General features: G+C 64.3%; 10 protein-coding genes and 1 pseudogene. 4 read left to right on the forward strand and 7 right to left on the reverse strand.

Annotated features, from left to right (window positions below; translation table 11 throughout):
* The 6 genes from ACFHYO_RS14690 to ACFHYO_RS14715 form a co-directional block, all read right to left on the reverse strand.
* Window positions 1-269, reverse strand: a 269-nt coding sequence (locus ACFHYO_RS14690) for an IS66 family transposase (RefSeq protein ID WP_446728970.1), incomplete at its 3' end; no start/stop codon positions are given.
* A 58-nt stretch (window positions 270-327) separates the two neighbouring features.
* Entirely contained in the window at window positions 328-675 is a 348-nt protein-coding gene (gene tnpB, locus ACFHYO_RS14695) for an IS66 family insertion sequence element accessory protein TnpB (protein ID WP_394321371.1), read from the reverse strand.
* On the reverse strand, window positions 672-1,067 hold the full coding sequence (gene tnpA / locus ACFHYO_RS14700) for an IS66-like element accessory protein TnpA (protein WP_394321373.1): 396 nt from the start codon (window positions 1,065-1,067) through the stop codon (window positions 672-674). The genes tnpB and tnpA overlap by 4 nt, the downstream gene beginning before the upstream one ends.
* Window positions 1,068-1,111: 44 nt before the next feature.
* Window positions 1,112-1,330, reverse strand: coding sequence for a PIN domain-containing protein (locus tag ACFHYO_RS14705; RefSeq protein ID WP_394321374.1), 219 nt, complete (start codon window positions 1,328-1,330; stop codon window positions 1,112-1,114).
* Complete coding sequence (locus ACFHYO_RS14710) at window positions 1,330-3,825, reverse strand: DNA methyltransferase (protein ID WP_394321376.1); 2,496 nt, start codon at window positions 3,823-3,825, stop codon at window positions 1,330-1,332. The genes ACFHYO_RS14705 and ACFHYO_RS14710 overlap by 1 nt, the downstream gene beginning before the upstream one ends.
* On the reverse strand, window positions 3,822-4,277 hold the full coding sequence (locus ACFHYO_RS14715; protein WP_394321378.1) for a MerR family transcriptional regulator: 456 nt from the start codon (window positions 4,275-4,277) through the stop codon (window positions 3,822-3,824). Before ACFHYO_RS14715 ends, ACFHYO_RS14710 begins: the two co-directional genes overlap by 4 nt.
* Window positions 4,278-4,907: 630 nt before the next feature.
* Between ACFHYO_RS14715 and ACFHYO_RS14720 the strand changes: the two genes are divergently transcribed.
* From ACFHYO_RS14720 to ACFHYO_RS14735, 4 genes and pseudogenes are all read left to right on the forward strand, one after another.
* Window positions 4,908-6,854, forward strand: coding sequence for a tyrosine-type recombinase/integrase (locus ACFHYO_RS14720; RefSeq protein WP_394321379.1), 1,947 nt, complete (start codon window positions 4,908-4,910; stop codon window positions 6,852-6,854).
* Window positions 6,855-7,494: 640 nt separating this feature from the next.
* Window positions 7,495-7,587: pseudogene (locus tag ACFHYO_RS14725) on the forward strand (AAA family ATPase); the annotation flags it as partial.
* A gap of 103 nt (window positions 7,588-7,690) precedes the next feature.
* Window positions 7,691-8,131 (forward strand): P-loop NTPase family protein, encoded by a 441-nt coding sequence (locus tag ACFHYO_RS14730; protein WP_394321381.1) that lies wholly within the window; start codon window positions 7,691-7,693, stop codon window positions 8,129-8,131.
* Window positions 8,132-8,837: 706 nt separating this feature from the next.
* Window positions 8,838-10,667: a plasmid recombination protein gene (locus ACFHYO_RS14735; protein ID WP_394321383.1), complete on the forward strand. Its 1,830-nt coding sequence runs from the start codon at window positions 8,838-8,840 to the stop codon at window positions 10,665-10,667.
* A 90-nt stretch (window positions 10,668-10,757) separates the two neighbouring features.
* On the opposite strand, the gene ACFHYO_RS14740 is transcribed toward ACFHYO_RS14735, so the two are convergent.
* The coding region (locus ACFHYO_RS14740; protein WP_394321384.1) for a GIY-YIG nuclease family protein at window positions 10,758-11,162 on the reverse strand (405 nt) is incomplete at its 5' end.

Genomic DNA, 11,162 nt, shown 5'->3' on the forward strand with positions numbered 1-11,162 from the left:
GCTGCGCTACGCCGAAGGCTCCGCGCGCGGCCTCCTACACCACCACCCGGGACACTGCCGGCAGCAGCGATCTCGCTGCTCTCCAGCGCCAGTTGAAGCTGTTCTGCCGTCTCCGACGATGCCCCGAACCGGTGGGCGCGGTGCCCTGCCAACTGGTGCCGCAGCTTCTCGATCAGGATCGCCTGGGCCTTCACCTCGGCCAAGAGCCGCGCGGTGAAGCTGCGCAGCTCCTCTGGGTCTTCCGGCAGGGCCAGGGTCTGATCGAGCATGCGGGAAGTTTATCCCACGGGATTCCTTGTGGGAATCATTGATTACAGGTCCTGTGGACTATCCCGCCGCCAGAGGCCGCCACGTCCGTTCCGGGGCCCGCCAGTCGATGCCCTCCAGCAGCATCGACAGTTGCGCAGGCGACAAAGCCACCTTGCCCTCCTTGGCCGAGGGCCAGACGAAGCGGCCCTTCTCCAGCCGCTTCATGAACATGCAGGCCCCTTGGCCGTCCCACCAGATGACCTTGACCAGATCACCCTGACGGCCCCGGAACACGAAGATATGTCCGGCGAACGGGTCCTGCTTCAGAACCGCTTCGGCCTGTGCCGCGAGCGCCGAAAAGCCCTTCCGCATGTCGGTGACGCCCGCCGCCAGCCAGACCCGCGTGTTGACCGGAACCGGGATCACGCCGAGAGCCCCCGTATCAGCCGCGCCAATGCCTCGGGATCATAGCTGCCGCTGATCCGCATCCGGTGCCCGCCTGCAAGCTCGATCTCGATGTGGTTCTCGGCGGCAGGTGCCGCCGGGGCAGACCTGGTCTCCGCGACGATCTCTACGGGAAGAAACCGCGCCTCCTCTGCTGGGGGCGCAACCAAGGCGGGGTCCGGCGCATAACGGGGATCGCGCAGCCACTTGAAGATCAGGTTGGCGTTCACCGCGTAGCGCCGCGCCACCTGAGCCACGGAAACGCCTGGCGCCGTCGTCTGGAAACAGATCGACCGCTTCTCCTCGTCCGTCCAAAGCCGCTTCGTCCGACGCGCCACCCCATCACCATAGTGTCCACTATCGATGGTGGACACTATCCGCCCCTCTCACCCCGCGGCAGGGCGGCCAGGACGGACGCTTACGCCTGAGTGAGCGTGTGACGGATATGGGAGACGTCCTGTCTGGCACGCTGGGCTGCTTCCATCCCAAAGCGCAGTTCGGCAAGAACGATGGATGAGAGATAGACGAGGTCGCTTTGGGCAAAGGCCTGCGCCCGTCCGTGGACCGCCGCAAAGCTGGGTCGGCGCGGATCAAACAGAACGGACACAAAATTGGTATCGAGAAGGATCTGCTCCATCAGAAAAGGAACCGGGCGAGAGCATCATTCTCTTCATCTGGCGCGGGCTTGAACACATCGAGCACCCAAGCGCCATGGTTGGATGCATGATCTCGGGTCAGCCATTCGTAAAGGGGCACATATCCCTTCAGGTTCACCGGCAGCCAGCCAGAGAAAGTATGCTGAACCGGTCGCTTACGACCTTCGAAATAGGAAAATAGCTGACGTTCAAGACGTGGCGGCAGATCATAACCGTCAAGCACAAGTGCATCGATCAAGACGAGCAAGCGATCAAGACGCGAATCATACTCATTGCCGACGAGCACGGCATGGCCCTTCTCATCAATAAGAGCTTCATATTCCCGCACGGCCGCACCGAGCGTAATCATATCCAATTTGCGTGGAAGCGGTATACTGCCGAGCATGACGTTAGTGAAATCATGATCGGTCGAATGTTCAGTGACGAAAGCATTAGCGAGCGGCCCGTTTAGGATCGCAGCTAGCGCTCGGATGTCATAGTCACCAGTAGGCCAGAGCCCAGTGAATTGCTGCGACGCCCACAGTCCACTGTCATCCGCCGCCGCCGCGAGCCGCCATGGGCCCCGCGACGAGCGCTGGTTGTTGATCAGAACCTTGGGTTTGTCCCATGCGCGGGTCAGCGGTCCTGGATAGAGATTGAGTCCAGGATCCGTGCTGAGCCACACCGAACTCATCAAATGGAACGGGATCAGGCTGTCAGCGGGCCTGTAGAGTCCTCGCTCACGCTTCGGGCCCGGCTCATCATGCACGCCCGTGCGCTGCGACCGCCACTGGAGTCCACGAAAAATCTCCACATGATCGCCCAGTCGCGGAACCTCGGCGAGGTAAGACCAGATCGCGTCTAGTTCTCCGACCCACAAAACGCCTTCCGAGGTTGGACGAATTGCCTCGCGCCGAGATGTAACAACACCATCCGTAAGAAATTGCGCTCTACCAGCGTCCGTCACCGTCTTGGCAATAAGTCGGACCGGCTTGGCAACAGTTGCTACCTGTCGGCGATCAGATGCGATCACAAGCGCGCAAGGATATGTTGCCTTTTCGAAGATGCGATCCGGGAGCGAAACCAATTCGACTCTGGCGTAGGCGGCAGCAAGACGGCTACGAAGGTTTCGATATTTGGCCTGTTGCAGGACACCCCGTGGCAGCACAAACCCCAGTGCCTCTGGACAGGCATCAATCGCAGCATGAAGCGCGACCATCGCCTTTGACGGCGAAACGGCGAAGGCTTCCGGATAGTCCTGCCGCTCCTCCACCGTGAAATCCTCGAACGGTGGATTGCATAAGATGATCGTCGCACCTTCGAGGAAAGCGCTGAGGGCGCCAACTTTGAAAAGATCGGTTGAGCTGATGTGCCAGCCATTCGCATTGGGATAATCGGCCAGGATCAGCGAGAGCGTCGCCACCTCGCATGCGAATGCGTCGAGTTCCGCCCCCACCAGGCGCTCAACCAGGAAATGATGGCGTCGTTCGGCAGGCCAATCCGGCGGCAGCAGGTCGCGCAGTTCGCGAAGCGCAGCGACCAGGAAAATTCCCGCGCCAGCGAAAGGTTCAGCAATCCGCACTGTTTCCGGCTTGCAGCGCGAAAGATCGAGCTGACTCAGCACATACTCAGCCAAGGGACGGGGCGTGCTATGTGTCCCGAAGAGCTTGCGGGTATCGGCCGTGACGAGCGTATTTTCGTAAACGAATGCCAAGCTGTCAGATGAAATATTCCGTAGCGTGATCGACGACCGAAGGCGCGCCCACGCAGCAACAATATTTTCGGCAGATACCTCGGCAACGTCGCTGCCGAGGAGGCCAAGGCCATAATAGCCTTGGATACCGCTAAGGACGGCACTGGCATCGTCGTGCGCCCAGTCCGCAGCGGCCGGATGCTCTCGATCAATCAAGATTTTGGCCGCAAGCAAGCGGAAGGTCAGCCGGAAAGCATCCTTCTGCCCTTCTTGTCCGGCGTCAGAGGGCAGAAGTAGATCGAGCACTTCCGCCATGGTCCGATGGAGCTTGTACTGAACTTCCTGCTCGATCGCGGGCAACAGCCCCAGATCGATGAAATCAACTTGGATCGGACCACGCGGCAGCTCGAGCGACTTGGCGCGGTGGAGTGCCTGCGGAGTCCAGCTATCGCGATAACGGCCAAACAGGTCGGCTAGCTGATCGACAGAAACTCGCTCAAGCAGGCGTGGCGCCTGGGCGCCAACTGCCCAGACGCCAACATCCCTACTGTCGATCGAAAAGAAGATGGGTGCGCCTAAGGCGCGATTGGCCATCACTGCGGCAGCACTGTCGGGCTCGCCTTCGACAACCCCGAAGGCCGCGGACCGGAAGGATTCCGGCGTCTGGGTGAAAGCGGCCAGCACAACGGTGCGCGTCTTCGCAGCGGAATCGAGGACGTCCGCGAAGCTATAGGCGCGGTGCAGCGCGTCGGCGCTATAGCCCAAGTCCAGGAGCCCCCGCTCGATCGAGGCAAGCACGCTCATCGGATCCGCACCGCGCGAAACAGCGGAAGCTGCCCGCTCTGATCTTGGGGCGCGAATTCCACTTCGAGCACATTCAGATGTGGGTCAAGATGCAGAAACAAGGTATCTGGATCACCCACACTGATACGAGCCATGCCTTCAGAGAGGAGCTCGCCATGCTCCATGGCTCGCAACGCTAGAACGCCGCCCCGTAGCGCCGGAAAGGGCACGCCCGAAAGAAGTTCGTGCAGCGCGTGGAGCAGCTCCTTGTGCGCCTGCAACTCAATCCTGAACCGCTCGCGCAGAACCACAGCAATGCGCAGCAGCAAGACTGTTTGCCAGCTATAGAGCGCAGGCCGACCCGGACCGCCGGCCTCGATATCGGGTGGAACGAGATCGCGCCGATGAGACCACTCCCGTAGCTGATTGGCGGTCAGGCCTGTCAATTTCTGCACCCGCCCAGCAGGGAACATGATCGCTAAGCTCCTGAATGGGTATGATGCCCTATTGCCGCAAAGAAACGGGTATGACACCCACTCCGTGAGGTTTAAACGGGCATCATATCCGCTTCAAGCCTGTTCTCCGATGACGGGCAAGAAACACCCATACTTCTCTTCGCACAACTTCAGTGGCGACGAGCAGCTTCGCTGCTTGCGCTCTGAACGGCTGCTTGCTGGGATGTCGTCGCACAGCATTCGGCGGGGCTGGACGGCCGCTGTGGGCCGGCACAAGACATCTATGCCGACCTCAGAAACTGGAGACGGAACCCATACAGCTTTATGGGGGAGCAGCGCGCAAGGGATCGCCGGCTCTGGTCTTAGCTGAATGTGCATCGGTGCTAACTTCACCAGCGGCCGTTGACTTGATCTCGGAGATCTGCAAACAACAGCTCGTGACAACCGCTTTTTGGCTAAGAATCTTTCCCAGCAACGCGTTGATCTGACTTGATAAACCTGCTGTGCGCATCGAATCCTACCGCCCCAGCCAGTCTTTCCTAAAGCGTTGAAATCAGGCGATTTTCGCCGCGGCATCTGCCGCTGATGGACAATTGTCCATCGCGGCTGTCCATCAGGAGCCCGCGCCCTTCTCGCGAGGGGACGGCGATGGGCGTGTGCAACTATGTGATCCGGCGAAGGGCGACCTATGCCTGGCGGCGGCGTCTGCCGGGGGGCGGGGCGGTGCAGGTCAGCCTGCGGAGCGCCTGCCCGTGGACAGCGCGGCGAGTCGGCGGCATCGTGACCGCCGAGAGCAACGAGGTTTTCGACAGGATGGCGGTGGACGGGTTGACGGTAGCGCAGGCGAAGCTGTGGCTGGATCATGTGGTCCAGCGCGAGCTGGCGAAGATCGCCAAGCTCGACGCGGTCTTCGCGAACGACGAAACGCCCGGCCGGTCGCGGGTCGAGCGCCGCAACCACCTCGTCCACGGCCATGCGCTGCAGATCCTGGCGCAGGACGGCCTCGGTGCCGTTGCCGGGGACCATGAGGCCGCGCTGGCTGGCGCCGGGCTGAACGAGCACGAGCGGGCGGGGGTCGCGCGCGACATGGACCAGATTCGCGACCAACTGGAGGTGACAGAGCGGGGGCTGCAGCGGGACCTGCGGACCGTCACGGGGCTGGAGGACGTCGAGCCGCTGGCGTGGATGCAGGCGCGCCAGCTCTATCTGCGCGGCCGGGCGGCGGCGTATCTGGCGCAGGACCAAGTGGCGACGCAGACGCGGGAGAACGACGCGGAGCGGGTGCTCGCCCTGGCGAAGATGCCTTCTGCGGCAGAGGGATCCTTAGGACCCGGCAGGGGAGGTCCTGCGCCGAGTCCTTCGTCGGGATCTCGCCCGGATCCGTTGGCGGATCCTGAAGGTCCTCAAGGCTCCTTTTCGGAGCCGAAGGATACTGGCTCGTCGGCAACGCGTGAAACTGAACCGGTCATTCGACCCGTGCCGGCAGCACCGCTGGCTCCCGCTTCGTCGTCCGCGCCCGACAGTCCCGACCCCGACTCTGGCTTCGACGCGACCCTTCCGGTGGTGGCCGAACGACTGATCCGCCGCAAGCTGCGGGCCGGGATGCAGGAGAAGGAGGCGGTTCAACTCCGCAAGCTCGCTGCCCTGTTCACCGAGGCGACCGGCGTCTCCGACGTAACCCGCCTGCGGCAGGCCGACTGCGCCCGTTTCCGCGAGGTCCTCGCCGAAATCCCCGCCGACTACCGCAAAAGCCCGCGCGAGCAGGCCATGACCATTCCCGAGATCCTTGCCTCCGCCAAGGATAACCCGGAGCGCAGGATCGGCCTAAGCCCCGCGACGGTGAACCGCACCCTCGGCCATCTCGGCCAGCTCCTCGCTCAGGCTCGCGCCGAAGGATTGCCGGTGGCACCGATCGACCTGACCATGCTGCGCGAACGGGACCGGGTCCGGGCCCGCGACAAGCGGCTGTCGTTCTCGCCGGACGAGGTGCGCCGCATCTTCGCGGCTCCGGTCTGGCAGGGCTGCCACTCTGAAGGCCGAAGACGGGTGCCGGGCAGTGTGATCATCCGCGACCCACTCTACTGGCTGCCGCTCATCGCAGCCTACACCGGCGCCCGGCGCGAGGAGATCGCGGGGCTTGAGGTTAAGGATCTGCGGCAGGAGGACGGCATCTGGCTCTTCGACATTCGCGAGAACGCCAACCGGGGGCTGAAGAACGCAACCTCCCGCCGGACAGTCCCGGTGCATCCTCACCTGATGGAGCTGGGCCTGCTCGACCAGCGCGAACGGGTGGGATCGGGCAATCTGTTCCCGGACCTGCGCCGGAAGGCCAAGCTCGCCAACCTTGGCGACAGCATCGACCACAGGTGGCGAAACGTTCTGGACGACCAGTTGGGCGACGCGCGGCAGGGGAAGTCCTTTCACAGCCTTCGCCATTACGTCACCGACCAGCTGCGTCGTGCCGGTGTCGAGAAATGGGTCCGCCTCGATCTCCTGGGCCATGCAGGAGAGGACATCGAAGACGAGGTCTATGGTGAAGCCGCCCCCCTGGCGATCAAGCTGGCGGCGCTCGAGAGACTTCCCCGGGTGATGTAAGGCGGAGACCTGCCAGAGGATCCTTGAGGCAGAAAAGGTTCTCCGGTATGATGAACGCATGACGAGATCGCTCCTCATACGCGCGACCTGCGCCGCCTGATCCTCGCGCAGCCCTGGCTGTGCCGGGTCCGGCGGTGTCTGCCGCGCGACCTGTGGACCGAGCCGAAGGCGATCTCTCATGCCCACCCTGCATCCTGCCCGTGTCCTGACGGGTAACTGGCCGACGACCTCGGCCGACCTCCGCGCCGTCACCGAGCGGCTGACGGACTTTCTCGAATGTCTGCGCGCGAGGCGCCCCGCGCCCGACCCGGATCCCGAGATCGAAGCGTGGTTCGAGCCGGCCGATGGGCCCTCCCCGCTGTCCGTGACCGACACGCGGCGCGTCCAGGTCCGCGCCCGGCGCTTCGTCGAACGCCGCGATGCAAGGCTGGAGGCTCTGCCGAACAAAAGCCGCTTCGGCCCGCAATTGACCGCGCTCACCCGTGGGGGCCGGGCCGCCTTTGTGAACGCGCACGAGGCCGACGAGATCGTCGCCGCCCTGCATGACCGCGCCCCTTGGATGGCGGCCGCCTCGTGCCGCGTGATGAAGGAGCTGCGGTGCCGCACCGCGCAGGGGCCGGGCTTGGCCGGGGCGGCGCCGATGATCCTCTCCGGCCCGCCGGGGATCGGCAAGTCGGCCTGGGCGCGGCATGTGGCGGAGCTGCTCGGGGTGCCGGTCATCCAGATCGACGTCGGCGCGGCGCAGTCCGGGGCCTTCTCCCTGGTCGGGGTCGAGCGCGGCTGGGGCAGCGCCGGGATCGGCATGCTGACTCCTCACCGAGCGGATCGCCAACCCCGTGGTTATCATCGACGAGATCGGGCTCGCCCGCGAGACGATGACCACCGCCGGCGGCGGGACCATGGCTGGCCTGATCCCGGCGCTGATGTCGCTGATCGAGCCCGTGACCGCGCAGAACTGGACGGACCCCTATCTGCGCGTGGGCTTCGACATGAGCCGGGTGACGTGGGTGATGACCACCAACGCGCATGGCCACTTGCCGCAGCCGCTGCTCGATCGCTGCCAGGTGGTGGACTGTCGCACGCCAACGCCGGCGGAATACGCGGGGACGCTGCAGCGGATGGGAGACGGGCGGCTTTGGGCCGAAGGAGACGCCGGAGATCCGGTGTTCCGGCTGCTGAGCGATCACCTCAGGCAGCATCCGCCGCGCAGCCTGCGCGCGGTGCGACGCCTGGTCGATCGGGCCGAGGAGATCAATGCGCGGGCAAAGGTGAACTGAAGGAGACGGGGCGATCCTTGCGGCAGAGGTTGAGGATCCTGCGCTGATCCGGCCGCGGAGGGCGGGCGGAGACGCAGGATCCTCCGGCCCCCCGTGGCTGACGCCAGCCGGGGTGGGGAGGGATGAATGAAGGGAAAAGAAACAGGGAAGGAGGGAGCGCTGAGGGAAGGCAAGGAAGGACTAGGCGGCAGGGTGGAGGGACGAGGGGGCGGCACGTTGAAGGGAGACGAAGGCGACACAGGAAACTGTGTCGATCGAACCAGGCAGCACCGGGAGGCCGCACGGTTGGAGCCGTCGTCGGGCGAAGGGCCGGGGACCACCTGAGCACGGGATAGCCCCTCCCCAAGACCCGGCCAACTTTTTTTTGGCGATCATGCTTTGGACTTTCAGTCCGCGCCGCTATCGAATCGGGGATGAACAGTCCTCGCATCCCGCGATCCCCCGCCGCCGCCCTGGCGGTCCGCCCGGCCCACCCGGCCGGCAGGGATCACGCGCAGACCCGTTCCAGATGCCTGACACCTCGCCTGTCCGCCGTTCCGGCGGACTCATGTCGGTGGCCCTCGGGCCGCCGGTTCTGGGGTGTTTCGAAAGAGGGGAGAAGAGCCGCCAGGCCCGGATCCCCTCTTCGCCGGAGAGCATCAGGACACCGTCGCGCGCAGCGTGACGGGGGCCTGATGCTAGTAGGTTCCACCGAAGAGGCAAACCCATGCTGATGACCCACAGCTTCGTGCCGGCGAACGATCCCCGCAGGTCAAACCCCCGCGCCGCCTCGATCCGCCTCGAGACCCGCAATGCCTCGCGGCTGTATTACCAGCGCGGCCATGATCTGCGGAAGGGCAAGCTGCCCGGGTATGTCCATCCTGAGAGGCTCGACCTGAACCGGGTGCTGATCCCCTATCCCCGCGTCTGCGAGGTTCGGGATATCTGCAAGGAGCGGCGCTCACAACGCGAGACGGAGCGCGCGATGTCTCGCACCGTCTCGATCGCCATGACCGGGATCGTCACCTTCGGCTCCGAGGCGGCGGTGATGTTCGACCGACTTTCCCCCGCCCAGCAGGACGCCGCGTTCCGGGATCTCGTGCAGGCTGCGGCGGATCGACTGAACACCTCGGTGTCCGGCCTGACCGTGCATCTCGACGAGACGACGATCCACGCCCATTTCGAGCTGGTCGGCTATACCCATGACGGCCATCCCCTGTCGCAGCGCACCCGGCCGGGGATCTTCTCGGAACTTCAGGACCTGACCGCCGAGATCATGAATCGCCATTGCCCCGGCATCGAGCGCGGCCGCCGCTACGGCGAGCGCCTCGCCAAGGGCGCCGAGTTCCGCGAGGTCCTCCACCGGAGCGTGAAGCAGCTGCACCACGACCTGCCCTATGATCTGGCCGAGGCCGCGGCAGAGGTGGCGGCAGGCCGCGAGCTTGTGCAGCGGCTGGAAGGCGACGCCGCGGCCCTCAAGGCCCGCGTCGCCGCCGTAAGGGACGAACTTGCGGCGCTCGAGCCCCGGCTGGCCGAACTGCGCGCTGAGGTCGCCGCCAACGAAGACCGCGTGGACGAGATGGACGGATACCTCGCGAAGGCGCAGACGGACCTCGAGAAGGCCAGCGTGGATGCCGCCCGGAGGGCTCAGGTCGCCAAGCGGATCAGGACCTACGCCAAGCGGCTCGCAGACCGGAACGCCGAACTACAGACCACTCAGGCCGCCCTGGCCGAGGTCATCTCACGCATGGAGGCGACCAGGGCATCGCACGAGGCTGACCTTGTCACCCTCCGGGCCGTTCGCGCGAACATGCTGCGCGATGCGAAGGCGGAGGCCGTGGCGTTGCAGGATCAGAGGGCCGCCAAGGCCGAGGCCGTCGCCGCAATGGAAGCCGCCGGGGCGGCCGAGGCAACGGCGCGTACCGAGGCGGCACGACTGGCACGGGAGAGCAATGCTGCAGCCGAGCAGTCCGCGCGCAAGGCCGCAGCAGAGATTACGCAGGCCGCGCAGGCCGAGGCCGACAGGATCACCCTCGCGGCGAAGGAGCAGGCAGAGACCATCATCGCCACCGCAACGGCAAAGTTCAGTCACGCACTCCGGACGCTGGAGCGGATCGCTGTCGAGGCCGAGGCCGGAACCCTTCGCGTTGATAACGCCGGCGCTCCGGTCGGCTCGACCCCGGGCCTGTTTGACACCGCCTCTCGCCCGCTCAGGCAGCTTGCGGCGCGCCTCGGGAAGGTCGTGATGTCGATCAGCGGCGCGTTGCGCAGCGCGCGGCGAGATGAGGAAGTCGCGGCCGTGGCTCGGCTTGAGGCAGAAGAAGCCCGTAAGCGGTATCGCCGGGGTCTGGAACTTCAGAAGATCTTCCGGGAGGCGGCAGTGGCCCACCTCGAACTCCTCGACCGGCAGATGGACGCCCTCCGCGATAAGGCCACCGGCGAAATCACGGACCCGGTCATGGCACGGTTCTTCACCAGGATCAGGGCGGGGGTCGAGGCGATGATCGAGGAGCAAAACAAGGTCGGAATCGAGCCTGGCCCATCCGCGACGCTTTAGAGACGCCTCGCCTGTGACCACAGCGCGCTTTCGCCGGACCACCCTCACGCTCGCGTAATGACTTCCGCCTGCTGAAGTATTAGCGCCACTTCAGGACGCCGCAAGCTTAGCCTTAGCGGGATCATATCGGTAGCGGCCAATTGATCCATTCTTAATTCTCTCAACGGCCTCGTCGATGAAGAATAACGGCACGAGAAATAACTCGCCTGGCATCACGGGGCGGCCGAAACGATCGTAGACCGTAATGTCTATCTGCGCAGATCCGAAAATGCAGTGAATAAGCTGCTCGAGCTTGCTTCGACAAATATTGAACAGCTTATATGAGGCAACGATCTCAACGTCGGCCATCAAGAACGTCGGTTGCAATCTGGCACCCGAGATGCACTTTTTAACGTCTAGGTTCGTGCCGCCGATCTTGTGGACCATGACCTGCCACTGAACTTTCATCCAACGGCGACCGGAGCCGGGTTTGTGTTTACGCCTGTTGGCGCGGGT

Source organism: Paracoccus panacisoli, assembly GCF_042435015.1.
Lineage (GTDB): Bacteria > Pseudomonadota > Alphaproteobacteria > Rhodobacterales > Rhodobacteraceae > Paracoccus > Paracoccus panacisoli.

Bases quoted from the DNA above. Each gene is read 5' to 3' on its own strand.
- ACFHYO_RS14705 (WP_394321374.1), bottom strand. From the start codon at position 1,330: ATGGAGCAGATCCTTCTCGATACCAATTTTGTGTCCGTTCTGTTTGAT.
- ACFHYO_RS14715 (WP_394321378.1), bottom strand. From the start codon at position 4,277: ATGTTCCCTGCTGGGCGGGTGCAGAAATTGACAGGCCTGACCGCCAAT.
- ACFHYO_RS14735 (WP_394321383.1), top strand. From the start codon at position 8,838: ATGCTGATGACCCACAGCTTCGTGCCGGCGAACGATCCCCGCAGGTCA.
- ACFHYO_RS14710 (WP_394321376.1), bottom strand. From the start codon at position 3,825: ATGAGCGTGCTTGCCTCGATCGAGCGGGGGCTCCTGGACTTGGGCTAT.
- ACFHYO_RS14720 (WP_394321379.1), top strand. From the start codon at position 4,908: ATGGGCGTGTGCAACTATGTGATCCGGCGAAGGGCGACCTATGCCTGG.